This is a genomic window from Microseira sp. BLCC-F43, from assembly GCF_041929235.1.
Lineage (GTDB): Bacteria > Cyanobacteriota > Cyanobacteriia > Cyanobacteriales > Aerosakkonemataceae > Microseira.
Genome location: NZ_JBHFNP010000214.1, coordinates 1 through 26,795 on the forward strand (window position 1 = coordinate 1; position 26,795 = coordinate 26,795).

The following is a 26,795-nucleotide window of genomic DNA, read 5'->3' on the forward strand; positions in this document are numbered from 1 at the left end:
AGGAACCATGCCTATGAGCAAACAAGTATTCAGTTAAGTTTGTTCGACTTAACTCAGTATACTGTTGCTGACATTCGGAAATCCAGCAAATACGGCAGAAAATCTGGAGAATCCGCGCAGCTTTAGCTCGCGGAGTGTCAATCTGGAAATCCAGTCACCTCTTGAGTGGCGCGTGCGCGTTTGGCAGATTCTTCCTCAACCAGCACTCGGTAACCACCCTCAACCAACCGCTCAATTTCTGCTAAAGTGAGCAACCCCTCAATGGTAAATTCATCATTTTCTGAGGCTTTTGCCGTTGCCTGGAACAAATCTAAGTGGTAATCACCAAGGTTAATAAGGGCGCGTCGGTTGGCAGCGAATACTGTGACAAAAAATTTCCGCATCATAATCACAATCCTCCTCTTGGTTTTCCAAGTTTATTATCAAAATTGCTCGCACTTTATGCGTCGATTATTCATGGCATCGATTTCTCAGTTTCGGATTTTAAATCAGTCCATGAAGCAGTTACATCACGAGAAATTTTCACCCTCGCTTTTTTCTTGATCGCAGTAGGGAAAAACATCAGCATCAACCCCAACAACAGTATCCCGCTCGCCCGCAATCAGACGTTCCTCTGCTGGGCTATCATAGACAACGAGAATGGATTTTGCTCCTCCATAGAGAGTCAATCCTTCAGCGCGATCGCGCTTTTTACCGTGAGGAATATCTCCAAGATATTCTAATTGCTCATTCTTTTGACTAGAAAGGCTGTTATCTTTCAAAGTCAAAGGCTGTTTTAATCGGAATAAGGAATGGGCACCATCACGATCCATTGTTGGCCCTGCGAGAATGAGCAAGTCGCCACTATCTCCCTCCAAACATAGCTCCCGAATTCCCAATCCATCGAGATCGAGGAAATGTCGCTTGTATTCTCTGCCATTGTCGCCAATTGCTTTGAGGTTTAGCTGATTAGACGATCCTGCTTCGACTTCAATTTCTAGCAAGATGGCGATGCCGCGCAGCACCGGCCCTCGTAAGCCAATGAAAACTTTGTTGCCACGAACTGCTAATCCTTCAATATCAAGACCATTCTCTTTGCTGGGAAGATAGAAATAAAATTCTTTTCCCGCTAAAGAATTATTATCCTCACCTGCAATAATCTGTGGAATATCTAGATATTCGTCTTTTGCTAGTGCTTTGGTTAGCGAATTATTACTGCCATGACGCTTTAACCAGGCTCTTTGTGGAGAGTTAGCTTCTAGATCGCCAGCTTCATTAACAGGAATCCGAGCTAATAGATATCGGTTTTCTTGGCGTTCTATCTGTTTAAGCTCTTTTCTTTCGACTTGAAATTTATCTCGAGCGATTTTGACTTTTTTGCGCTTACTACTGTGAGAGCCGATAATCCAAAGAAACCCATCACAATAGTCTATTCCTTCTACATCCACTTCTCCTTTATCTTCATCAAAATCATCAATGAATTTTTTAAATTCAAAGCGCTCGTGTTTGCCAAATCCTCCATCTTCTAGTCGAGTGAATCTCTCTATTGCTGTCAATTCATCAGTACCTAACCATAGATACTTGCCTTGATGGGATACAACCACCCCCGATAAATTGTTGACTATCTGGTCTATAACTTCAGATTTCAGCTCGGGATCGCAGAGGATTTTTACTCGCTCTAATTTGGTCAATTCTGCCATTTTCCTCATCCCTCCTTCAATAAAATAGATACCTCAGAACCACTGCCAAAATACTCACTACACGGTGCGAATAACCAAGGCATAGGTCTGCGCTGGCAAGGCACGATAGGCTCTGACGACTATCTCAACGTTGCCTGTTGGGATGCCACTCCACAGAACCTGCTCCACATTATTAGTGCGGTCAAATTCTGAAGAAGTAGATGGCACATTCCCGTGACGTTCTTGCCCTGTTGCACGAACAATCAGGTCAAGATCGTTTTGTAGAGCTGCTCCTGGTGGATCTGTCCAAACCAAAGTTACCTTGAGCAAGGTCACTTTTGAATCTAAATTTATCGTGATGCTTTCCTCTTCTCCAGTGCGGAGAGCGCGATTCTCATCTCGAAATTCAATGGTGACATTGGGATCGAAAGGCCCTACGGTAGCTGCCAGATTAACTCGACCAAATCCTTGGGAAAAACTTGGGATAATACCTGCTTCTGAAGGGCTGTACTGTCCGGTTATTTCCTCGGCACCGTTAATCAGCATCGCCTTGACTAAAGCCGCACTAGGATTGGGATGAGCGCGATCGCGGATGAAAAACTCTCGCACAACTGCAACGCAACCTGCCACCAGAGGAGTTGCCATACTGGTTCCCCCCATAAAACAGAACAACGGATCGGTTGATTCTCCCCAAAAGGCTCCTACACGAGCATCGCGAGAGTGGGTGGAAAGAATTGCCGTACCTGGTGCAACAATGTCGGGTTTAATCCGGTTCCCTTGGACTGGACCGCGACTGCTAAATGCAGCCATTCCATTTACATTGTCTGCCCACAGGTCGTCCTCAATCGGAGGGACTGGAAAGTCAATATGCCAGGGATTGCCATAACGTGGTTTGCCATCGCCATAAGAAGTTGCTTTGTCTGGACGATAGCTTTCAGATGCGCCGACAGTGATGCAGTTTTTAGCTGTAGCAGGCGAACCTACAGATCCAGCGTCAATAGTACCGTTGGCATCCGAGTCGGAACCAGCATTGCCGGCGGCGAAGCAGATGACACAATCGCGGTGATTAAACACAAACTGATCAACTTCTTGGGAGTTGGTGGTATATGCACCAAAAACATCAGCTCCCCAGGAATTGGTATGTACTCGAGCATTATCATTCTGATAGGGTTCAATGAACAAATCATTCAAGTTTGCCGGTAGACCCCCTAGTCCACCTCGCCAGTCAAGAACTGACTGGAAAACGAGCTTTGCCGCAGGGGCTGTACCGCGAATCGAACCTCCCATCGTTGCGGAATATCCATCCCCCAAAACAGAACCTGCTACGTGAGTGCCGTGACCATTAGGATCGTTTTTTTTGCCATTTCGCCCTGAAGAACCATAGAGTTTAAGCACGCGACCGACGAATGCAGGGTGAACATTAGTTGTATCTCCCTTGTCGAAGCCAGTATCACAAATGGCTATGACCTGACCTTCTCCCTTAAGGTTTGAGTCATTGTGTGTTCGATCGGCACCGATAATACCGAGGGCAACATTATTGAATAGCTTGTTTTCTGGAACCTTTTGGATTGTTTTTACTTCGTCGATGGCTGCTAAATCTTCCAGAGCCTGTGGGCGAACTGTTAGTCTAATTTTGTTGCTAGAAACTTGCAGATCGTCAGGATCTAATCTAGATGCCTGGGCTATCCTCGTGCGTACAGCTTCAGCATCAGCCCCATTGTGAAGCACAACATCGATATCAACAGGTTGTTGTGCCATCGATGTTTCGATCGGACCTAGTTCTAGAAGGTTAGCTGTAGCAACAGCTGACGACGAGCGTAATGGCAGAGCTACTTTAACCTCTTGTGGGTAGACACCTGCAAACTCTACATAGGGAAGAGCCTGAACAGCAGCCAAGGAAGCAGGAGGAAATCTGCATACGTAGGCATTCTCAGGATGATACTCCAGAATCTCTAGTCCCAAACTATTAAGTTCGCTCTCTTGGGCAGGCGTAATAGGAGCAGTAAACTGAACGATCGCATAGTTTGAACCAAAACTATCAGGACTATCTAAGCCAGCGTTTCTTACTGCCCTAGATTGAGTAGTGGGATCAAAATAAATATTGTTAATCGTGATTCTAGACATTGTTTTACCTCAAGTTCAACCTAAAATGTAGAGAGGGTTAGTAATAGCGTAACCACCGAATTAATCATAGGGGTAGATTTGATGGTGCCCTGCACTTTGTTAACGCACTCCACAAGAGCTTTTATGCTGGCTAATACACGTTTATCATAACCAGGATATTATCCATTTTCCATAGACTCAAATCCTGGTCGATGCCACACAAGTTGCTGAATGTCATTGAAAGAATATTCAGCCAGCATTTTAATCTTAGGTTCACCTGTTGATCCATGTACACTTACTCCCATAACACCATCAGGTAAGTTCTCCCAAATAAAAGTAGTGACCACAGGCGTAACAACTGGTATTACAATTTCACTTGGAGCTTCGGCTACAAAATCGAAATCATAAATTCCATCTTGTGGAGGAATAAAGTAATAATAGGGGATAAGTGTAGGGTGGCTCCATTCAGTATAATTAACTACACCGGAAGCAATAATAAAAAGCTGTGGTGGAGAACTTTTTAGAATGCCTACACCTACATCAACTACTTGCCAGACTTTTGTTTGCATTGGAGTGCCTCTTAAGTTTTATTTTTAATCACAAACATTGATGTATTTTTCTCTTCTCAGCGTCTAATCCATACAGAGGTTTCCGTAAAATTTGCAGGCAGATCGCATCTACCATCGGAGCCGTACACTTCTGACATCAGTCGAGAATTATCTAGTTTATAAAGCCTACCATACATTTGAGTTGTACACCCATTCCTGATGTTTCTGCGGGATACTCTATAGTCAAAGTGTCCTTCCGTCCATTGACCAGTTATCAAGTGGTCAAATCCACCTGAAGGTGCGTCAGCACTTATATTACAGCCATTCTGGTTCCAGTAGATTATCAAGTTGTCACCAGGGCGTTGATATGCTCCTGCTATCCTTGGACATTGCTCGGCAGTATTAGCATATACAGGATAAGTTATAGAAGAAGATACAGTTATAACTGCCGCAAAAATTAGTACTGGATTTAAGGTTTTATTCATACAAAATACTCGCTTGTATTTACGTAGGTTGTAATTCAAAATCACAGTTAATACTTCTCTTGAAAAGGATGGGTTAAACCGCCAACAAAAATCCAATATTTGTTTAAGGCCAAGCGTAAAACTGAAAAGTCTTATCTTGATAGCCCCAACGCCCAAGTTGATATTCTGGCACTGAGCCTTCGGGAAGATTTATCCAATCTTTATCACTAGGCTGAAACCAACGATAAACTGACACTCCATTGGATAAGGGAGTACGGCTTACATAACATTGAAAAGTTTTACTTTGATAACCCAATTGATACATTTTCGTGTCAGGTATCTCGTCTTTAGTGATAGTAATCCAATCTTTATCATTAGGTTGAAACCAACGATAAATGGCAACACTATTTGCCAAAGGGGTTAAAGAACATGAAAAAGAATATTGCTTATCCCGATAGCCCCATGAGCCAAGCTTCCAGTCTTCAATTTCACCTGCTCTAAGAGTAATCCAATCTTTATCATTAGGATTCCACCAACGATAAACAGGTACAAGTTGGTTTGTCTGTGCCAAAATAACAGGTTTCTCTAAAGCACCAGTGTTGTTTTGAGAGAAAGATGCAGTAGCAAATAATAGATAGGAACTAATTGCAGCAATACTCACAAGCTTATTCATATCTACCTATTCCTTAAAATTTATCAATCGGCGGTATTTAAAACCAGTGTTTATGAGCATTTCTAAGATACTTGCAATATCTTCTTATATGAAGTAAGGATTTAGGAAAATAAAATTGCGGTTTAGCGCAAATGAAAATGCAATCATCTGCACCAAAACAACTCAGAAATTTAGATATTATTTACTAATAGATATAAATTTTTAAGTGTTAAGATAAGTAAATTATTCCGGACGGATTTAGATAGCGATCGCACACCGAACACTACCGTTCCCTAACTTCATCCCAATGCAAACAAAATGGTACTCCGCAAAACATGGCAAGCAACTGGCCTTTGGCTCGGAATAGGCTGGAGTATTTTGTGGAGTGTGGTGCTGTCCGAACTGCCCCTGATTCAACAACTCGACCTCGCTCAACGCGATCGCCTAATCCGCCTCAACCATTCCCGCACCCCACCCCCAGAAATCGTCCTAGTCACTATTACCGCAGCAGACTTAAAAACCTGGGGATTAGCCAACGAACCGATAATTTATAGCAACCTGGTCAATCGCCTGCTCGACGCAGGTGCAGCGGTGGTGGTGCTGAACTTACTACCCAATTGGCTGCAAACCTCAGATCATCCCAATAACCCGATCAAAACACTTGTTCAACGGCATAGCGATCGCATAGTCCTCGTTCTCCCCACCTCCAGCGCCACGAAACCCAACCCCACCGAATGGCGCAATTACGAATATTTCCTCCCTTTAACCAACAAAGGCAAACCCCTGTTTCCACCCCAGTCAATTCTAGGCTTTGCTGAATACGAGCCAGAAGCCAAACATCCTCAGAGTATCCGCAGTACCGCTCGTCAAGCGAGTTTATCTGGGCAATTTACCCTCACTCACAGTTTAGAACGCATCCAAGTCCTCGATTCAGCCGCCTTACTCACGCTCAAGAAATTTAAACCCCACAAGCAACCCCTGCAAACCCCTCAGACTCCGATTCAAATTCATTTTTGGGGAGCAACGGGAACCTTCCCAAACCTTAAAGTTCAATCGCTTTTGAGCAACAACCCATCAATCTCACAAATTCGCAACAAAATCGTCCTACTGGGATTTTCAGATACTAATAATCCTGATGCCTTTGCGATTCGCTCTCCCTTTGGCGAACTGATGCCCGCAGTCGAATTACAAGCCAACCTGCTGGCGAGTTTGCTAATGGGATCTTTTGCTCAAATAGTTCCAAGCTGGCTGCAAAAAGCCCTGATTGTATTGGGCGGAATCTTAATTAGCCAATGGATAGTCTTTGGTAAGCTTGATAATCGTGCTAAAAGGCGATGTTGGTATTGGCTTTATCCCGTCTTGGGATTGAGTGGATTTAGTCTTGTCAGCCTTGTGCTGTTTGGCAAGGGCTGGATTCTACCAATTACACTGCCCCTATTTACCTGGACTGCAACGGTCGTATCTGTATTTATCTCATTAGTGTTGGTTGTCCAAAAAGACCTCATCCACCAGCAACAGTGTGAAATTGAGCGCCTGCATTCTATTGAGCAAGCGGCGGCAATATCCCAGGCGAAAAAAATGCTACATCGGATTACTGCCAATATCCACGCAGGCCCCCTCCAAGAACTAAAGCTGGTCATGGATCGACTAGAAATGCTTCAGTTTAATGGAGGAGAATTCAACCTCGACCCCGTTTTAGATCAACTCGAAAGTCTGGGGCATCACCTGCGCCAGCAGCTGAATCAAACCCGCGCCATTACCCTAGAAATTACACCGGAATTAAAAGCGGGATTAGACGCTGGCATTAGGGCAAAACTACAACAACTGGTTAATTCTGGAGAACTCACCCTGCGAGTGATTCAACAGTTGCAACCCCTAGAAGAACCGGAATTCAACAGCCTTTGGCTGGAAGCTCGCGAGGATATTTACCATTTCTTTTGTGAAGCCATTCATAACGTCATTCGCCATGCCCAATCTCCTCACGGAATAGCCACCCATGTGCAGGTGAGCTTGTGCCAGCAAGATCGGCAATGTACCCTAACGATTGAGAACGATGGCGCAAAACTAGAACCCTCAATTTTCGAGTCTTCGACGATGCCCAGAACGCGGGGCGGGTACGGGATGAAATTGATGAAAATGATTGCTGCGGAACTTCCCAATGGAACTTTGGAGTGCGTTGCTTTGCCAGAGGGAGGAGTGCGAGTACAACTCTCTTGGAATCAAGCGTTTAATTAGTTGAACTCGTTCAACCCTTTTTAGCCTCAATTTTCCCAGGGAGACAACGAAACTTATCATCTACAGAGAGATTTTAGGACTACGATAAATAAGTAGGTAGGCGTGAATAAAGTCAACATATTTGTAGGGTGTGCATTGCCTACAAATATTGCTGCATATAAGTTTTAGCCTTTTGGTAGGCAATGCCCACCAAACGTTTAACCCTTGCCTAATACCGTTTTCCCTTCAATATGCAACAGATCCCCCTAAATCCCCCTTAAAAAGGGGGACTTAAACTTTTCCGGTCCCCCCCTTAGTAAGGGGGGTTAGGGGGGATCGGATCTGTAGCATCAAGACGGGAAAATGATATAACTACTTAAAACCAGTTCCAGTAATGCTTGGAGGCTATGAAATCTAAACCTCCTCTGTTTGTGATCCTCGAAGATCACCCAGAAGTCGCCCAGAACAACTATCTGTTTCTGCAAAAGCTAGAGCCAGAAGCGATTTGTGAGATGGCTCAGACTCATACTGAAGTCTTAGAACGTCTGCTGTTAGAAACCCCCGATCTCGTCATCATCGATCTGCTATTTGGCACCGCGACGGGCGAACAATCCGCGCAAGCGAGCCTAGTGTTGTTGCAACAGATTTTTCAGGACTATCCGATGCTGAATATCCTGATCTATACCAGCGAGTATGGATATTTAAAGCCGCTGATCAAATCGATCGGTCGCCACCAGGGAGGGTTTGTCGTCGTCAGTAAATTGGAACGACGGAAAGCATTTTTAGAGGGAGTCAGACACGCCTTGGATGGCAAACTAGAGATTCCCAGAGAACTGCGTTACGACATTGATTTAGATGAACGAGAGATGCAAGTGCTGATGTTATTGTGTCGGGAATCTCTCACCGATAAAGCGATCGCAATGCGTCTGAACTTATCCTTGAAAACCATCCAGAATTGCGTACAACGCCTCAAGGCAAAACTGAGCATCGACTATCTCGATGAAAACGATACCAGCACCCGCGTTGCCCTCTGCATGGAAGCCGTTCGGCGCAAACTGATCGTGCTATAACTCAGACGGGCTTTCCTGCCCATGCCACAAAGCCCAAAAAATTCTTGTGAGGTGGGCAACATGAGAATCAACGGGGTAGGGGCACGGCATCAGTAAGTTTTGTCATCAACTCAAATTTTTCCCGATGCCGTGCCCCTGCAATGTTGTGTTGCGCCCAATTGAAAAACCCGATAAACCTTGTTTCCCGTAATTTCATACAATTAATATAGAGGACTTACAAGAGAAAACAGCCAATGATGCCTAATACCGTTGCCGATGTGATGACCCGCGATCCCATCTGCGTGCGGCCCGAAACGCCCCTCAACGAAGCGATTAAAATTCTCGCAGATCAACGCATCAGCGGTTTGCCGGTAGTGGATGATTTCGGCAAACTGATCGGCATTCTCTCGGAAACAGACTTAATGTGGCAAGAATCGGGGGTTAATCCCCCAGCCTATATCATGTTCCTCGATAGCGTGATTTACTTGGAAAATCCCGCTAAGTACGAGCGAGACTTGCACAAGGCGCTGGGGCAAACGGTTAAGGAAGTGATGACCGACCAAGTGGTGAGCGTTCACCCAGACAAACCCTTGCGCGAAGCCGCAAAAATGATGCACGCAGACGGGTATCGTCGCTTGCCGGTAACTGATGCCAGCGGTAAAGTGATTGGCATTCTTACCCGTGGAGACATTATCCGGGCAATGGCAGCCAGTCAGGAATAAGCCGATCTGCCTTCAAGTTGCATCATGCAGATTGCCCCAAAGACGCTCTGACGGGGAGACGGGGAGACGCCCTGATGCAATTTCAATCACGATTAGCTTAGCTAAACCTGTCATTCATCCCACGTCTGACCCGTAGGGCAGCGTGGGATGAATGACTCTGCAATTAAGGCGCGTCCCCCGACCGATGACAACCTTGCCACAGTTAGAACAATTTTGACTGGTATAGTGGGGCGGCACGGCAACTGTTACCACGCCAAATACTTTACCAAAATACTCAATCCAAGTCCTTGCATTGCGTCCACGCTGCATCCGAAATAGATTTGGCGATGTGGCGATTTCTCACCATATTACTCACCTGCAAGTCCTCATACGCAATCAGTAAAAATCCTATATTAGAAATTAGCAATTAGCAAGCTGGCAACACCGAAGTTTATAACTAGCAACTTGCATTAATAATAAAATTTGTAACTTGCTTTGAGGTGAAAAAGTAGGAAAAGTAAAAAAACTAAGCATATCTTGATATTTTTATCCGCATATCAGGGGATAAAAAGTAAAATAAGTCACATTAATATCGAGTGATTAAACGGAAGACGAATATTAAGGTGGCGAGTAAAAATTCAGAGGAGGAGCTGACAGAAATTGTGCAGAAGTGGCTCGCACCTGCACTAGAGTAAGGCTGCAAAAGGGTAGAAAAATTAAATTCCCTGCCGTGCATACTCCCAAGGCTTTGGGAAAATTGATTGAAACCAATCAAGTCCAAAAAAGGAGAACATTACGTGGTGGCTAAATTCCGAATTATTTCGATAATCAACCGAAGAGTTATCTGAGAATTGACCTGATGCTGAAAAAACCAAAAATAGTGCAGATGGATAATGGGACAGCAGCAAACACCAAAGCGGCAGAGTGAAATAGCCGCAAACTTGATGATTTAGTGGACATGCTGCTGCCAAAATCATATTGGTGTGCAAGGCATCGTTGGGAAAGAGAACGGCTTGGAGTTGCGATCTTTGGTAATTTGATCGTTTCTTTTATGCAAAGTCAATCCTTTGAACGCCACGCTCAATTAGCTCAATGGCTGCACCGCCTAGTGGAAATCCTGCGTACTACTGGCGGTGCGACTTGGGAAGCATTGTTAGAGACATTAGACGAAAAAACTGCCATCATTGACCTAGATGGGGTTGTGTTGCGAGTGAGAGCTTTCGGCGGGGAACAACTCCAAGTCGAGAGCGCATATCCGCTGGCGCAAACAGGCATCTACTTTCCCAGCAACGGCGAAACGCTGCGACATGCGATCGCAGGCAAATTGACCTTCAAGTTGACCCACTAGGTCAAAATCAGTTTGGTTTGTAGGACGCATCGCATAAATTTTGATTTTTACCAAAAGATTGTAGCCAGCCGCGTCCCTACAGTCTTCCCTAGGAAATATCTATTCTCTCGCTTTTTACATGGAGTAAAAAAGAAAATCATGGCAACCAAACAAAGAGACAAATCCAGAGACGGTTTTAAGAACAGATTAGAGTCTTATGCTTTATCCCACCTGAAACCGATATGGGACTTTATTCAAAGCAACGAAGGTCTGAAGAAGGCAGTCAACAAAAAGTTGATCAACAATGCCATCTACAAAGTTCCCACTCGTCCCTATCCGTTTAGTACAATGGCTCCCTACACCTCTTGGGATTCATTAACCGATCGTACCTATTCGTCATTGCATTTAGGGCCGGTTGAAAAACTTCCCGACAACCTTCCCTCTGCCGAAGCAGCGGCTGATTTGTTCCGCAAAATAGACGGAAAAACAAAATACTCTCCTAAATCTACCGTCCTGTTTCCTTATTTTGTCCAATGGTTTACGGATGGATTTCTGCGAACAGACCGCACCAATCATTTAAAAAATACCTCGAACCACCAGATCGATTTGTGTCCCCTTTATGGATTAAACCATAGCATTACTCAAATGCTGCGATCGCATCAAGGCGGCAAGCTGAAAAGTCAATTCATCAACGGCGAAGAATATCCTCCTTACTACTACGACGAAAACGGACAAGTCAAAGAAGAATTCAAAGACTTACCCCACCTCCGCACCGAGGATAGCTCCTCACTTTGGGATAAACTTCCCGCAGCACAGAAGGAAAAAATGTTTGCAATGGGGATAGAAGTGGAACGAGATAACGTGCAAATTGGCTACGTGATGCTCAACACTCTTTTCTTAAGAGAACACAATCGCTTGTGCGATTTGCTCGCCAAAAATTACCCCACTTGGGATGACGAACGCCTGTTCCAAACAGCCAGAAATATCGTCATCGTTTTGTTGATGAGAATTGTGGTCGAGGAGTATATCAATCACATCACTCCCTATCACTTTAAATTCATCACCGACCCCCTGGCATTTACCAATGAAAAATGGTATCGCCCTAATTGGATGCCTTTTGAATTTTCTTTAGTCTATCGTTGGCACAGCGCGCTTCCCGAGACGCTAACCTACGACGGCAAACAAATGCCTATGGCGGCGACGATGTTTAACAACGACCTAATTACCAATAAAGGTTTGGGCGCTTTATTCGAGGAAAGTTCTTCTCAACCTGCGGGGATAATAGGTTTGTTCAATACCGCTGATTTCTTGATTCCGACCGAGATAGCTAGCATCCAAATGTGTCGTGAAGCCAAGTTACGCAGCTACAACGATTACCGCGAAATGTGTGGGTTTCCCCGCGTCACAGATTTCAACCAAATTACTGGAGATGAAATTGCTCAGGCAAAACTGAAACAATTGTACGGTAACGTTGACAATATTGATTTATACGTCGGATTGTTTGCCGAAGATCGTGCCTGGGAAAATTCGACTGTGCCTCCCATGATTGCGCGAATTGTCGCCATTGATGCCTTCTCCCAAGCTTTAACCAATCCCCTGTTAGCGTCAGGCATCTTCAATGAGAAAACATTTTCACCCGTCGGTTGGGAAGTAATTAACACCACGAATACTCTGACGCAGGTTGTGCATCGGAATATTCCCCAGAAAGATCGGCAATTTAAGGTTACCTTTGACCTCAAACCACGCGAGGTTTAAGGCAAAGAAACCCGGTTTTTAGGAAACCGGGTTTCTATTGCGTTTTATCTGGCTCCCAGTAATCTTATACTGGGAGCGTTTCCCATATTTGTGCATCTGACAGAAATCTTGAATAATAGATATAGAAAAACTACCTATCTGGTTCGCGCATGGAATCCCAACCATTCCTGACCATTAATGACCAACCCATTTCTCTGACACAAGCAATCCAATATTTGCAACTATCTGGCAGACTGGGAGGTTTCATCCGAGATATCCTGCGCGAGTACGTCCTAGAGCAGGAACTCAAACAAAGAGATAATTTAAATATCGACCCGGTATTAATTGAGCAGGCGGTGATTGATTTTCGCTTGCAACGTCAATTAACTGACCCCAAGCGGTTCCAGGAATGGCTCGCCAGCAATCGGATGGATTATCCTACTTTTCACGCTCAAGTTACCTCTGGGTTTAAACTCGCCAAACTCAAAGCTGAGGTAACCGCACCCAAATTGCCAGAATTCTTTATTGAACGTAAGATTTTTTTAGATCGAGTCGTTTTGTCGCGGATTGTTGTTGCCCAGCGGGAACTGGCTGAAGAACTACGCAGCCAAATTGAAGAGGGAACGGCATTTGAAACTCTGGCAAGAGATTATTCGCTCACGGAAGACCGAATAGTCAACGGCATGATGGGGCCGGTGAGTCGGGGAACGCTGCCAGATATAATTAGGGCAGAGATCGATAAAGCCAGTCCTGGAGAATTGATCGGACCGCTAGAACTGGAAGGCCGCTGGGGTTTGTTTCGAGTAGAACAAATTCTGCTAGCCTCGTTAGAAGACGCTCAACTAAGTGAAGCTCTGCAAAATGAGCTGTTTGAGCTATGGATAACCGAGAAGATGCAACAGATGATGGTCAAGCTGGAAGTCATCTAAAAAAAGTTGACGACGAACGTAACAGCTTAAATTGGGATAAACCGCCGCTTTGCTGGCTGAGTCCCGCACAGCAAGTTTACTTCAAAAATCAAGCCCAGACTCATCGCTACAAGCTGGGGGAGAAAATTTGGTCAAAAGGCGTGCCAAAACACCAGTTTGTCGTTGTTTTGGGTAAGGTGCGCTGGCGGGAAGAAGAAGCGGCTAAAGCGCTGGCTACTTTAGCGCCAGGAGATTGGTTTGGCGAGTTACTCAAGCTTTCTGGTGGCTTCAAAGCAGTAGCTGCGAGCAAAGAAGTGGTAGTTGTAAGTTGGGATGCCGCACTTTGGAGCGAAATTTCCTCCCCTCAAATCGAGGGTTTTTGGCAGGAAGCGCGAAGGCGTTTGGAACCGCAAACTCCTGACGCACCCCAGATGGTATCGGGCTATCCTGTTGTGCAAAGCCTCAACGCGGCGGCGGCTTGTTTAACAATGGTGGCACAACAGTGGCAATGTCCAGTGCAACTCGACTGGGTGCAGCGCCGATTGCGGGGACAGCGCCCCAAACATTTGGTGGAAACTGGGGAAAAATTGGGGTTGCTGCTGAAACACTTGCGAGTAACTTGGAATGATTTACCGCAACTATCGTTTCCAGTGTTGATGCATTGGGAACAGAAAGATTGGGTGGTATTGTATGGGGTTAAAGGCGATCGCATCATCATCGCCAATCCCACCCACCCCAATCAAACTTGCGAAAGCATCCCTCGCTCAATGCTAGAAGCCGCTTGGGACGGTCAATTGTGGTCAATTGAACCGATTCGGCGGCAGGAAAAATTCAACCTATCCTGGTTCTTACCAGCAGTTTGGAACTACCGAGGGTTGCTGTTGGAGGTGCTGCTGGCTTCTTTCACCTTGCAGGTGTTGGGGTTAGCCACGCCAATTATCACCCAGGTAATTATCGACAAAGTGATGGTACAGGAAAGCCTGTCCACTTTGGATGTGATGGCGATCGCATTACTAGGCGTCGCTACTTTCGAGGCACTTTTGGGCATCTTGCGACTATTTATTTTCACCCACACCGCCCGTCGCCTCGATCTGAGTTTATCAGCCCAAGTGTTTCGCCACCTGATGCGGTTGAATTTGGCTTATTTTGAATCGCGGCGGGTGGGAGATACAGTCGCCAGGGTACAGGAACTCGAACATATCCGCCAGTTTCTCACCGGCACTGCTTTAACTGTGGTTTTAGACTCTATCTTTGCAGTGGTGTATCTGGCGCTGATGCTGTATTACAACGTGCAACTGACATTAGTTGCCTTGGCGGTGATGCCGTTATTTGCTATTCTGACGCTGGTATCGACGCCGGTACTGCGCCACTGGCTGAATCAAACCTTTAATCGCGGGGCTGATACCCAGTCTTTTTTGGTAGAAACGCTGACGGGAATACATGCGGTAAAAGCTCATGGTGCCGAGAAGACAGCACGCGATCGCTGGGAAGGATTGTTCGCCCGTTTCATCCGCACCGGCTTCAAAGCTTCTACTACTTCTAATATTAGTAACAACATCGCCAATTTTCTCACCAGTTTTTCCTCCCTCCTAATTCTTTGGTTTGGAGCCAAATTAGTAATCGAACACGAGTTTACCGTCGGTCAGTTAGTAGCATTTCAAATGCTTTCTGCCAGAGTCACAGGACCCCTGTTGCGGTTAGTTCAACTGTGGCAAAATCTGCAACAAGTCCTGCTTTCTGTAGACAGAATTGGCGATATTCTCAACGTTGCTCCCGAAGCCGAACCGGGAACGGGTTTAGTTTTACCCCCCTTGCAAGGACAAGTAACTTTTGACCAAGTTTTCTTCCGCTATCGACCCAACCAAGACGCCATCCTGCGGGGAATTTCCTTTACAGTACAACCCGGTATGCTCGTAGGAATAGTCGGTCGCAGCGGTTCTGGAAAAAGTACCGTTTCTAAACTATTGCAACGTCTCTACCAACCCGAAGCAGGGCGGATTCTGCTGGATGGTTTTGATATTAAAACCGCCGATATAGCTTCCTTGCGGCAACAAATTGGCGTCGTTCTGCAAGAAGATTTTCTGTTCAATTCTTCGATTTTGGAAAATATTACCCTCGGCAATCTGGACATCACCGCCGAGCAAGTTGTAGAAGCCGCTCGATTAGCAGTTGCTCACGATTTTATCAGCGAATTGCCCCAAGGTTACGAAACCAATATTGGAGAACGCGGCACCGCTTTATCCGGCGGACAGCGACAGCGACTTAATCTCGCTCGCCTGTTTCTTTCCCAAGCGCCCATCTTGATTTTAGACGAAGCCACTACGGCTTTGGATAGCGAAACCGAGCAACAAGTTTTGCAGAACCTGCAACGAATGTTTCAGAACAGAACTGTTTTTTGGATCGCCCATCGATTTGATCCGCTCAAGCGGGCAGATTTGATTTTAGTCTTAGATAAAGGAGTTTTGATGGAACAAGGAACCCACGCAGAACTAATCCAGAAAAAAGGATTGTACTGGTCGCTCTACCAGCGTCAGCAATAGCAATCAAACTCGGCTTTGTTAGTAGTAAGCGCTTCAGCGCTTCAGCGCTTACTACTAACCGCTCAAGTAGGGTGCTAGTATCAAGACTTTGCAAAGATCGAACTATTATAAGTTTTTATAACTTTTTAGTCGTAATCGTATAATTTAATCCAGAATTTTTATCCTCATGCTAAGACTGAGGTAGAGCGCAGGCCGGAATCAACCGGAATTTCTAGAAGAGAAACGAGAATTAAACCCTCTATAAATGCGGATCTGGCTTCCAGCGCGTGGTAGTAAAGAGAGCCTTTCCCAAATAGAAGCTCTTAAAGACTGGCTTTGTTTTGAACCGGAGCTGATATCATGTCCCTGAGCAAAAGTTGTGTAAGTGCTAATAGCTAATCGCTAATGGCTGCTCTGGAAGCAATTGACAATTAGCAATGAGCAATTAGCAATTAGCCATCCATTTTTTAGAGAAACCCGGTTTCTTTACGTAAGTCCGATATCAGGCTTTAAAGCAAGCCTGAATACCATCGTGCAAAATGCACGATGTGCGAATGTTCTCTCCAGATTTTTAACTGGAGGGCTGTAAAATGTTGAAACCACAAGAATTCGATCAAACTATCTCTTCCAGCGATGCAAGTACCAGCGCGTGGTCTGCTTATCAACCACAATTAGATACAGCAGTAAAACCTACAAGCGTCATGGCGGAACTGGTGGATCTCCCCATTAGTATCAGCCAAGCTAGCTTTGAGACAACTGTTGTACCAGATCCTGGCAGCACCCCGGCGACGGCATACAATGTTGGTACTTTGACCGCTACTCCCAGAGTTCTTACTGACTCTGTCACTAGCACTGACATAGACTACTACAAATTTACCTTGAGCGCCGCTAGCAACTTCAACCTGTCTATGACAGGAATGAGTGCGGATGCAGATGTGCGGCTTTTTGCCAGCAATGGCACCACCGAACTCAACATCTCGAACCGATCTGGCAGTGCGGATGAAGCGATTAACCACACCTTGAGTGCTGGGACTTACTATCTCAAGGTCTATCCTTGGTCTGGTGCTAACACTGCCTATACTTTAAGGCTGTCTGCTACGTCGCCGAGTCCCACCAGTTCACCCAGTAACCTGCTACCGACTGAAACCAACATTGGTACTCTGATTGGTACTCGCATCTTCAGTGACTCTGTTAATAACACTGACACCGCTGATGTCTACCGCTTCAACCTCGGTGCTACGAGTAACATTAACTTGACCGTAGCGGGTTTGGGTGCTGATGCCGATGTGCGTCTGATTCGAGATGTCAACAATAATGGCATTGTTGATTTGGGTGATGAGCTGCAACGTTCGCAAATCAGTGGTACTCCTGCCGAATGGATTAGCCGATCTTTAGGGGCAGGCAACTACTTTGTCCAAGTTTATCAATACAGTGGCAACACCAATTACTATCTGAGCGTATCTACAGGGGATTGGTATAGTCAGAATCTCCGCGACCCAGGAATTATTGGCTTGGGGCGTCAGTTTGCTGCTGACGGTCAACTGAATCGCAATGACATGATGGCGATTTTGCGGGATACGAAGGATGGTAGTGTTATTGATACCACAGAGCTTACAGACTTGCGGAAGTTTGTCGCTGGTCGCCGGTCGTTGATGCCAGACTACGTGTACAATCTGGCGAACAAGATTGTTAACCCCTACGATCCGAATATCCGATCTGGAATCGGCAACTTGCTTGGAAACGACGCCGCAACCAAAATGGAAAACCTGATCGGGAAGCACTTCTTGGGGACCTATCGTCCGACAGCAGCTAGCGGTACCACCTACAGATCTGCTAGTGGTTCTTTATTCCAAAATGGCATTAGCTATCAAGATATAGACCAGGGTAGTCTTGGTGATTGCTACTACTTGGCAGCTTTGGCGGGAACCGCCTTGCGGACTCCCAACACAATTCAAAGCATGTTTACCGACAATGGTGACAACACCTACACCGTTCGCTTCTACAACAATGGTGTGGCTGACTATGTCACGGTAGACAGGTACTTACCAACTGATGCAGCGGGAAGATTTGTTTACGCTAACCGGGATAGTGGCAAACTCTATAACAACACCAGCAATGAGTTGTGGGTTGCTTTGGCGGAAAAAGCCTACGCTCAAATGAATGAGGCCGGTTGGACTGGTCACGGCACTACCAACTCCTACGCAGCAATTGAAGGGGGTTGGCCTTATGACTCAGTTCGCCAAATTACAGCTCGTAGTACTACGGTCGATTGGTCGTTAACATCAACTGATTTGCAGCCAATTTTGAATGCTTTCAATGCTGGTCGCATAGTTCTACTTGATGGGTATCACATCTTAGGCGATCCAAATAGTCGCCATTCCTACACGATGGTGGGCTACAACAACGGTCAATTTGCCATCTACAATCCACATGGATACATTCAATATTTCAATTGGAATCAAATGGTACAGAAGTTCTACGACTGGGGCTATACGAATAGCTGAGACGCTTCAAGTATAGTCTTCCACAAAACCTGAGTAAGGGGTGACTTAGATAAAACTCTACTCAGTCACCTCTTTAACAAGCTCTTAAATTAAGTGAGGTGTTAAAGCTGTTCAAGATGATCAAAATATTAGTTTTACTGGCTCTAGCTACAAGCACAGGTTGTAGCTCTGTTCCTTTCACACCAGCCAACAATTTGCAGGTATCTCCATCAATTGAAACTGCCATGCCCTCAACAACCAATCCTGTTGTCAGAAGCGTCACGCTTCTGGCTAGAGAGGAAAGAAGACATCCTGTAGGAGTACCCTCTCAACCCAACCGAGATATCGGGTTTGCTTCTGTGTTTCTCCGCATCGAGAATACCAAAGAGGAAAACACCATACTTACCATTAAAAATGTAGAGATTCGTAACGCTTCTGATGGTACGGTACAAGCCTTTAGTCGGCCTCCACAAGAGATTCATTCCATACCGGAAGAAATTCGCTTGACCCCGCTAGCTAACGCTGAAATTGGCTTCCACTTTACCAATAAAACCGGATATTTGGGACAGGATAAAGTCAGAGCGGTTGTCACCTATCAGATTGGAGAGCAAGTCAGCGTCGTCATGTCAGATCCGGTTGAAGTAAATAGACATTGATTGTCACTTCTCCCTGCTCAGTCATAATTCAGAATGATGCAGATTCTGTGCTGATTTTTACCTAAAATAAATCGGGAGCATTTCATCCACCGTGATTTATCCGGTGGATGAAATGCGACGCGGCGGTTTTAACCGCAGTCAAATAGTTAACTTTTGTATTTAGGGAGAGCCAGTAGCAGTAAACACCTATATAATCAAAGCAGGTCGATTAAATGAGCGCCATGATTGTCTACGAATTCAAAGCAAAAGGAAAGATTGAGCAGTATCGGAAAGTTGATGAAGCTATCCGGACATTTCAATTCGTCCGAAACAAAGCTCTTGCGTTATGGATGGACAATCGTGGCGTTAAATTATCTCAACTGAGCAAGTTAAGCGCTATCTTAGCTTCTGAATTTGAGTTTGCTAGCCTTCTAAACTCTCAGGCAAGACTTGCCGCTACCGAACGCGCATCTTGTTCAATTAAACGTTTTTACGATAACTGCAAGTCCGGAAAACCAGGCAAAAAAGGCTACCCGAAGTTACAGAAAAACAATCGTTCCGTCGAATATAAACAGACGGGGTGGAAGCTTTCAGAAAACCGCAATTTTATCAGCTTTATTGATAAAGTCGGTATTGGCAAGCTAAAACTTGTTGGAACTTATGACTTGCACTACTACCAAATCGACCAGATTAAGCGCGTCCGGATAATTCGTCGCAGCGACGGATATTACGTTCAGTTCGTCATAGATGCGGAGCGCCATATCGACATCCATCCGACTGGTAAAACAATTGGGTTGGACGTCGGATTGTCAGCTTTCTACACCGACTCTCAAGGTCAGAAAATAGAAAATCCCCGTCATCTACGTAAGTCCCAAAAGGCTTTGAAGCGGTTGCAGCGCCGCGTTTCCAAAAAGGAAAAGGGTTCTAACAACCGCTTCAAAGCCGTTAACCGATTAGGACGCAAGCATTTAAAAGTTTCCCGCCAGCGTAAAGACTTTGCTGTTAAAACGGCTTTGTGCGTGGTGAAATCTAACGATTTTGTGGCGTTTGAGAAACTGCTTGTCCGTAACATGGTTAAAAATCATCATTTAGCTCTGTCTATAAGCGATGCTGCAAGGGTCGCAGTTCACGGAGTGGTTAGAGTATTTTGGCAAAGTTTATCGTCGAATTGTGGTGGGAGTACCGCCGCAGTACACCAGCCAAAATTGCTCTAATTGCGGTGGAATTGTGAAAAAGTCGCTGTCTGTACGCACCCATACTTGTCAATGTGGATGCATTTTAGACCGCGACCATAATGCGGCAATCAATATTCTCTATAGAGCGCTAAAACAGACTGGCTATCAATTGAGTACCGAAGGGCATTCGGGAATTCAAGCTTGGGGAGAGGCAATCCTCTGCTCTGATTTGGCAACAAGTCTGAGTAAGATTTCTCGTTGAGCCAAGAATCCCCCGTCTTTTAAGCGGGGGAGTGTCAATACCTGGCAGCTTTAGCGGCAGCAGCGGTTGATAAACCCGCTCTAATTCAGAATATGTTCATCGACAATGGTGACAACACCTACACCGTTCGCTTATACAACAACGGTGTAGGGGGAAACCTACTCCTGGGGAGATCGGGTATATGCTAGTTGGGGCGGTGGCTCCTACAATGAATCGGACAACGAATTGTGGGTGGCTTTGGCGGAAAAAGCCTACGCTCAGATCAACGAGTCTGGGTGGCTTGGTCGTGGGGATAGCACCAATTCCTATTCAGGGATTTCGGGAGGCTATGAATGGCAGGCTATGGCACAAATTTCAGGGCTGACTACCACTACTAGGTGGAGTACGAATGATATGACACAGCAGGAGCTAATCGACCTAGTTAATTCGGATCGATTGCTAGAGGCTGGAGTCTTCACTAACGACTACGGTTTAGTCAGCGGTCATGCCTATGGGATTACCTCTTACAACCCATCCAATGGCACATTTCAGTTCCGTTTCCATAATCCTTGGGGATTTTACCATGCTGATTTGACTTGGGAGCAACTGATGAACACCGCAGGCTCAATCCGCATTAGTTGGACGCTCTCGTAACCAGGTTCCCTATAGGGGTTTTCTAACGAGTCCAACAGATTTAAACAGGGACAAGGGAAGGGGGTTAAAGTGGTCAGAATGTTTCTATTACTGGCTCTAGCGACCAGTGCGGCTTGTATCCCTATTTTGTTCGCGCCAGCCTATTCTATGCAGGTGCATTCAACGATCCAAACTACTATGCCTTCAATCAGAAATGTTGCGATTAGAAGCATCACGCTCCAGGCGAGAGAAGAAATTCAGCCTCCTGTAGGAATACCCCCTCGACCCAACAGAGACATTGGCTTTGCTACTGTGTTTCTCCGGGTTGAAAATCCCAAACAAGAAGATGCAACGCTGATCGTTAAAAGTGTTGAGATTCGCAACGTTTCTGATGGCGCACGGCAAGACTTTAGCCAACCTGCTCAAGCAATTAATTTAAGACCCTTGGAAAATTCTGAACTCGCATTTCACTTAACCAATAAGACTGGATACTCCGGACAGGATCGGGTGAAGGCAGTGGTGACTTATGAAGTTGGGGAACAGTTGCTCGTGATTGAGTCCGATCCAGTTGAGGTTAATATATACGGAATCAAAAGTTCTAAGTAGCTCAACCTGATTAACTCAGGACTTACCCACGACGATCTTATAACCTTTGTTTCTTGCTGCTATCTCTAGTTCTAAGTAGGTGAGTATAAATAAATTGAACAAGAGGCGGGGGGGACGCCCACCCCACAAGAGTCTGAAATTCTTGTGGGGTGGGCATTCTGCCCGCCCCACGCTTGCATAACTATTTTGACTTTATTTACCTGCACCTACTTAAAGCGACGATTTTTCGTAGAAACCCGGTTTCTTTGCCAGGACTTATATCATGTCCGGTTGTATCGGTTGCGTAAGGGCAGGGCATCGCCGTGAGGATACAAAACCTTGGATTTACCTCACTGAGAAAGCCTCACTAAACCGCCGTGTAACTGGCTCGATTAAGAAAGTCAGGACAGATTTCTGGCGGGTGACAATTTCTCCCGTAGCTGCCATGCCGGGAGTAAACGCGACTGCTTGACCCCGAACTTGAATTGAGTGTTGATTAAGTCTGATTCGGGTAGGAAAAACCATGCCTAAGTCCTTATCAACAATGGCATTCGGACTAATTTGCATCACCGTGCCGTCAATCGTGCCAAATTCCTGAAACGGAAAAGTTGCCATTTTCACCTTGGCTTTCATTCCCTGATGAATAAACCCAATATCGCGGTTGAGGACTTTCACTTCTAGCACGATTTCTTCGCCTTGTGGCAGCAGGGAGAGCAATTCTTCACCGGGTTGCACGGGGCCTTTTGTTGCTTTAATGCTGTAAACTGTTCCGGGAATCGGTGCTGGAATAGTTTCTAATTCTCGTTGTTTCTTAGCCTGTTGCAGTTGACCTTCAAAAGTTACCAGTTCTTCGCGGCGTTTGTTGAGTTGGGTAATGATTTCGCTCTGGCGTTCGGAAGCTAAACGAGCGGCTTGATTGCGAGCAGCTTGATACGCTTGTTCGGCTTGGTTAATTTCTTGCTGTTGGGCAGCGATATCTTTTTCCAGGGAGGTTACTTTGTCTTGTGCATTGGTGACTTCATTTTGAGCTTTGGTGATGTTGTCTTGCGCTCTAGTAACCTCGGCTTGAGTTCTATTCACTCTATCTTGCGCTTCCAAGTAATCGAGTCGAGGGATAGCACCTTCAACGACTAAAGTTTTTAAGGATTGTTCCCTTTTTTGAGCTAGTCCCAGACTGGTTTCTACATTTGGCAAAATGCTTTTGGCGTTGGCGAGGTAGGTTTTGGTGTTGTCTAAGTTAGTTTTAGCGTTGACTAAGTTTTCTTCCAGGCGAGTCTTTTGAACTTTGGCGGCATTGATAATAGCAAGTTGGCGATTTGCTTCTGCTATAGCAGCAGCTTGACGCGCTTCAAAGTCGCGGATGCGAGCAAATAAGAGCTGGTCTTGCAGCATCGTTCCGGCTGTTTTGGCTCCCGTTCTTTCGGCTTCCAAACGTCTGATGTCTTCCCGAATTAGCTGGGCAGATTTGGCGAGGCGGTCAACTTCAGCTTGGGGTAAAGCGGGGTCGCGTTCGATTAAAACATCGCCTTTTTGGACGCGATCGCCTTCTTTGACGAACACTGCGCGAATGATTCCTTCACCGAGCGATCGCACTGGTCTTACCGGCGCCGATGGTATCAACTCTCCCGGCGCGACGGCTACCTCATCCACTAGGCCCAAATGCGCCCATGCGATCGCCCCAATTATCAGCAAGCTAATGCTCCCCGCTAACAATCGCGCGTACAAAGGCGGTAACTCTTGCACCGCCTTACCCAGTTCGTAAGACAGTTGCTTTTCTGGTTCAACAAATTGCTGTCTGGTCTGGCGAGCTTGAACTGGGGAAGATGTTAGAGGTGTTTTACTCAACTTTCACACCTCCAGGCTGGCCTTTTTATGCCATAAATTACCTGTTTTAATTCTAACGTTTTAATTCGGTTCCGGCTCGATTTCTTATTAGTTTTTAACCGTTCCTCGATGGTTCGCTCTTCAGACAAGGGGAACATCGACCATGATGCCAGGGCTGAAAAACTGCTAAATTTCATCCTTGTTTCATTTTCTTATGCCACCCTAAGAATTACAGGACTGACGCCAACACCAAAGTTTCTCTGAAAAATCGTCGTTTTGGAACTAAAGATATGCCTCCCAACGCTAGCGCGAACGACGGAGGATAGGAACAGACACAGGTGATAGGACTTAAAAGAAACAGGACTTAGGCAAATCACATTTGTTTGTAAGGTAGTAGTAATTGGTAATTGCCCACCTGCTTACCTGCCCAGTAATATCGTGTCCGCCTGAATACCCATAGTTAGGACTGACGCACCAGAGGGGGAGACACGGTCGCGGGTCGAGATTTAATTAAGGGCTATTTGCCGGACATCATATGACAATTAGCAATTAGCAATCAGCAATTAGCCATCCATACACCAACCTTCTCTTTGTCCAAAGTCCAATTCATAGAAACAAAGGTGATTTGCGTAATTCCTGTTACACTTACCTAGTTTCAGATTGAACGAACCACTCCAGGCACAGAGGACGCAGAGGTAAGAGAAAAGAAGAGGGAATCAGGTAAAATTAGCATCCCTCACAAGACATATTCTCCATAAATTAAGCCTTTTGCTTGCAGCGTTTCTCCGGGAAGAAATAACCTGACTTCGAGGCTGCCTGTTACTTCTTCAATGAAGGTGTATTGGCGGTCTTGGTTGTCGGGAACTACTAGCTCTATTGCGGTATCAAAATTGACGTTTAGTAATAATCTCTCTTGTAGATCGGTGACTTCGACTTGCAAGGTTTGGGGGACTTTTATTGTGCGATCGCTAAACAGGGAAGCCATGTTTCCAGGTAGGCGCACGGGTAATATTGCGTCGCGGGACCAGTTCCAATTAATCCGTAAATTAGAACCGAGAAATATTTTGTATAATTCGTTATCTATATATACAAAAATGTAGGATAAGCCTTTGAGGGAATGGTCTTTGTTGCTGGGTTGGTCCAGAACTAGGGTTAATTTTCTGCCGTCTTCGCAAGTAGCAAAGGCGACAAACCATTCCCAACCAATATCGTCTCCCCAACGAAAGCGCCCAAAGTTGCGATCGTGATAGCTATACCAATTTGGTTCGATATTGAAGTTTTGCCCGCCTACTGATAATTCTCCTGTTAGTTGCAAACCGGGTACTATACCCCAGCCGATGAAACCTGTGCCGAAAGGCGAATCTTCTGTGACTAATAAGGGTGCGGCTTGGGCTTCTCCTTGCAAGCGAATCGATAATTGCATTCTTTGATCTTGGACTTCTATTGTTGAGTGCTTGCCGTTAATTTCTAGCAAGATTCCTTCGCCTTGAATCCGCAAGGGATTTCGACGCACCATGTCGGATTGCCATTCTAAGCTGAAGGCTGTACCGAAGGTTGGTAAACTCGCATCGATTTGATATTCTGGGGCAAGTTGTTCGTTGGCTATGTTTACTAAAAAGCTTACTTGAATTTCTCCTTGTCCTGGTCTGCCGATCAAGGTAATGTTGACCAGTATTCGCACTTTTCCCTCTCTATCTAATAGGATAAAGTGATACCAATCTTTCCAGTCGATCGGGGAGGCGGGGTCATCTAATGGGATGCGTAAGGCTTCAACGTGGGCCAGTAATTGTTCGTCGATGGTCATCTTTGTAGCGATCCTCCTTCTGGAAAAAGATTGCCTTTTTTGGTTTGTTCGGAAGGCGTTGGAGAGGCGAGGGGGGTTGTGCTTTGATCCGAAGCGATCGCGCCCAATACACCACCCATTCTTGGCCATACTACCCCTAGTCCCAAAACAACGCAACTAAACCAGCGTTTTGCATCCATACCCATCGATTCTACGAAGGCGTCTGCCGTCGCACCGGATACAGAAATTTCACTTTTCATCTCACCTAAAAGCCATTGTTCTGCCATTGGCAGCAAACCACCTTGACCGATTTTAGTGCCAACTGAAGCGTGATAGGCTGATGCGGCTTGGTGAGTTATGGTTAGCCAACGGGGGACTTGTGCGGCGGCGAAAGCTAGTACTCCGTTGTTAAAGAAATCGGTTTGGTTTAACTGGGCTAATAATTCTCTCCCGGCTTTGGTTTGTCCGTATTTGTCTCCTTGAATGCACAGCAGAAGCATCAATTCTACTACTAGCCAACGCGCTGGAAGTTTATCTAAATCTGCTATTGCAAAGATGAAATTGTTAGCGCTTTCGCCGTTCAAGCTTTCCCCAGCACCAATCTCTTTCAATTTGTTACCAATTCTAGGGGATATTTGCCCTAGTCCTAAAAGTATTCCCGCCAACCAATTTTCGGCATTTCTTTCTTCTTTGGCGATGAAAACTTCTGCTTTTGTTCCTGGTGCCAGACTTAACAGCCATTGTTCCCAAATATTGACTAAGCTATGACCGCCGAAGATGATATTTGTAGTTTTGAGGCTATCGGCGATCCAGTTGGGAATTTGTGCGGATGCGAAAGCGATCGCTTTCTTTTCAAACCAGGCAGTTGTCTTTAGTCTAGCAAGTAACTCCGCCCCCGATTCTCTTTGGGCGTATTCCTCTCCTTTCTGGCACAAAATCGCTAATATTTCCGCCGCCAACCACCGCGATGGCAGTTTATCTAGATCGATCACTCCTGATATCAAACCAAAACATCCTGCTGTTGTTTGGTCTACCGCGGCGGGCAACAAGTTTCTCCCAATCGAATTGCACGGTAAAGTCACTGGCAAGGAAACTTCGACCGTTTGAGCTTGCTCTTTTCCCCATTCTGGTGACACAATTTCTAGTGAGATGGCAATCGCTTCTTCAACCATTCCCGGAAAGCGTAACCAACTCTTGAGCCTCTGTCCGGGTGGCAATATAAAAGGTATTTTAACTGTTATTTTTTGTTTAAATTTTTCCTTATATAGATATAGATAAGGTGGTTCAATGCTGCTAGGCATATCCATAACTTCACCGTTATCTACCACCCAATCATCTACGGTTGGACGGAACAATACTTTTTCACTTATTTGGCTATCAATTAACAGGTGGATAACCAATGTTGACCCTGGATTAACTTTTATTTTCAACTGGGGATAGCCACTCATTGAATTTCTCTGATTTTACTACTTCAGGACTTAGGCAAAGAAACAAAGGTGATACGACAATCCTTGGTTTGGCAACGAGATATCAATCAATAAACCGGGTTTCTACGAAAA

Annotated in this window: 19 protein-coding genes and 3 pseudogenes; 12 read left to right on the forward strand and 10 right to left on the reverse strand. The window is 45.5% G+C overall.

The genetic code is table 11. From position 1 onward, the window contains the following. Positions 1–137: 137 nt before the first annotated feature. From ACE1CM_RS29010 to ACE1CM_RS29035, 6 genes are all read right to left on the reverse strand, one after another. Entirely contained in the window at positions 138–386 is a 249-nt protein-coding gene (locus ACE1CM_RS29010; RefSeq protein ID WP_374882326.1) for a hypothetical protein, read from the reverse strand. A gap of 123 nt (positions 387–509) precedes the next feature. Further along, entirely contained in the window at positions 510–1,679 is a 1,170-nt protein-coding gene (locus ACE1CM_RS29015; protein WP_374882327.1) for a DUF3616 domain-containing protein, read from the reverse strand. Positions 1,680–1,736: 57 nt separating this feature from the next. Next, on the reverse strand, positions 1,737–3,782 hold the full coding sequence (locus tag ACE1CM_RS29020; RefSeq protein ID WP_374882328.1) for a S8 family serine peptidase: 2,046 nt from the start codon (positions 3,780–3,782) through the stop codon (positions 1,737–1,739). Between the two features lie 158 nt (positions 3,783–3,940). Beyond that, positions 3,941–4,330 (reverse strand): hypothetical protein, encoded by a 390-nt coding sequence (locus ACE1CM_RS29025; RefSeq protein WP_374882329.1) that lies wholly within the window; start codon positions 4,328–4,330, stop codon positions 3,941–3,943. 56 nt (positions 4,331–4,386) lie between these two features. Beyond that, complete coding sequence (locus ACE1CM_RS29030; protein WP_374882330.1) at positions 4,387–4,794, reverse strand: hypothetical protein; 408 nt, start codon at positions 4,792–4,794, stop codon at positions 4,387–4,389. Between the two features lie 103 nt (positions 4,795–4,897). Beyond that, on the reverse strand, positions 4,898–5,446 hold the full coding sequence (locus ACE1CM_RS29035; protein WP_374882331.1) for a hypothetical protein: 549 nt from the start codon (positions 5,444–5,446) through the stop codon (positions 4,898–4,900). 297 nt (positions 5,447–5,743) lie between these two features. Here ACE1CM_RS29035 and ACE1CM_RS29040 point away from each other — a divergent pair, with 297 nt between their 5' ends. The 3 genes from ACE1CM_RS29040 (at position 5,744) to ACE1CM_RS29050 (ending at position 9,410) form a co-directional block, all read left to right on the forward strand. Then, positions 5,744–7,660: a CHASE2 domain-containing protein gene (locus ACE1CM_RS29040; RefSeq protein ID WP_374882332.1), complete on the forward strand. Its 1,917-nt coding sequence runs from the start codon at positions 5,744–5,746 to the stop codon at positions 7,658–7,660. Positions 7,661–8,046: 386 nt separating this feature from the next. Next, positions 8,047–8,709: a LuxR C-terminal-related transcriptional regulator gene (locus tag ACE1CM_RS29045; RefSeq protein ID WP_374882333.1), complete on the forward strand. Its 663-nt coding sequence runs from the start codon at positions 8,047–8,049 to the stop codon at positions 8,707–8,709. A 236-nt stretch (positions 8,710–8,945) separates the two neighbouring features. Beyond that, on the forward strand, positions 8,946–9,410 hold the full coding sequence (locus ACE1CM_RS29050) for a CBS domain-containing protein (protein ID WP_374882360.1): 465 nt from the start codon (positions 8,946–8,948) through the stop codon (positions 9,408–9,410). A 186-nt stretch (positions 9,411–9,596) separates the two neighbouring features. On the opposite strand, the pseudogene ACE1CM_RS29055 reads toward ACE1CM_RS29050, so the two are convergent. After that, positions 9,597–9,789: pseudogene (locus ACE1CM_RS29055) on the reverse strand (zinc ribbon domain-containing protein); the annotation flags it as partial. Positions 9,790–10,440: 651 nt separating this feature from the next. Here ACE1CM_RS29055 and ACE1CM_RS29060 point away from each other — a divergent pair. From ACE1CM_RS29060 to ACE1CM_RS29100, 9 genes and pseudogenes are all read left to right on the forward strand, one after another. Beyond that, complete coding sequence (locus ACE1CM_RS29060) at positions 10,441–10,737, forward strand: hypothetical protein (RefSeq protein WP_374882334.1); 297 nt, start codon at positions 10,441–10,443, stop codon at positions 10,735–10,737. Between the two features lie 138 nt (positions 10,738–10,875). Further along, complete coding sequence (locus tag ACE1CM_RS29065) at positions 10,876–12,471, forward strand: peroxidase family protein (RefSeq protein WP_374882335.1); 1,596 nt, start codon at positions 10,876–10,878, stop codon at positions 12,469–12,471. Positions 12,472–12,620: 149 nt separating this feature from the next. Continuing rightward, positions 12,621–13,379, forward strand: coding sequence for a peptidylprolyl isomerase (locus ACE1CM_RS29070; protein WP_374882336.1), 759 nt, complete (start codon positions 12,621–12,623; stop codon positions 13,377–13,379). Continuing rightward, complete coding sequence (locus ACE1CM_RS29075) at positions 13,328–15,898, forward strand: type I secretion system permease/ATPase (protein WP_374882337.1); 2,571 nt, start codon at positions 13,328–13,330, stop codon at positions 15,896–15,898. Before ACE1CM_RS29070 ends, ACE1CM_RS29075 begins: the two co-directional genes overlap by 52 nt. A 569-nt stretch (positions 15,899–16,467) precedes the next feature. Next, a complete protein-coding gene (locus tag ACE1CM_RS29080; RefSeq protein ID WP_374882338.1) occupies positions 16,468–18,381 on the forward strand; it encodes a pre-peptidase C-terminal domain-containing protein in 1,914 nt (637 codons plus the stop codon). Between the two features lie 224 nt (positions 18,382–18,605). Further along, positions 18,606–19,016 (forward strand): hypothetical protein, encoded by a 411-nt coding sequence (locus ACE1CM_RS29085; protein WP_374882339.1) that lies wholly within the window; start codon positions 18,606–18,608, stop codon positions 19,014–19,016. Positions 19,017–19,237: 221 nt separating this feature from the next. Next, positions 19,238–20,432 (forward strand): annotated as a pseudogene (locus ACE1CM_RS29090) (RNA-guided endonuclease InsQ/TnpB family protein). 222 nt (positions 20,433–20,654) lie between these two features. Next, positions 20,655–21,065 (forward strand): annotated as a pseudogene (locus tag ACE1CM_RS29095) (C2 family cysteine protease); the annotation flags it as partial. Between the two features lie 177 nt (positions 21,066–21,242). Further along, a complete protein-coding gene (locus ACE1CM_RS29100) occupies positions 21,243–21,650 on the forward strand; it encodes a hypothetical protein (protein WP_374882340.1) in 408 nt (135 codons plus the stop codon). 324 nt (positions 21,651–21,974) lie between these two features. Here the strand turns inward: ACE1CM_RS29100 and ACE1CM_RS29105 are convergent, their stop codons facing one another. The 3 genes from ACE1CM_RS29105 to ACE1CM_RS29115 all read right to left on the reverse strand — a co-directional run bounded on the left by ACE1CM_RS29105 (position 21,975) and on the right by ACE1CM_RS29115 (position 26,684). Continuing rightward, positions 21,975–23,474: an HlyD family efflux transporter periplasmic adaptor subunit gene (locus tag ACE1CM_RS29105; RefSeq protein ID WP_374882341.1), complete on the reverse strand. Its 1,500-nt coding sequence runs from the start codon at positions 23,472–23,474 to the stop codon at positions 21,975–21,977. 715 nt (positions 23,475–24,189) lie between these two features. Next, positions 24,190–25,257: a hypothetical protein gene (locus ACE1CM_RS29110; RefSeq protein ID WP_374882342.1), complete on the reverse strand. Its 1,068-nt coding sequence runs from the start codon at positions 25,255–25,257 to the stop codon at positions 24,190–24,192. Continuing rightward, a complete protein-coding gene (locus tag ACE1CM_RS29115; RefSeq protein WP_374882343.1) occupies positions 25,254–26,684 on the reverse strand; it encodes a hypothetical protein in 1,431 nt (476 codons plus the stop codon). The genes ACE1CM_RS29110 and ACE1CM_RS29115 overlap by 4 nt, the downstream gene beginning before the upstream one ends. Positions 26,685–26,795 lie beyond the last annotated feature (111 nt).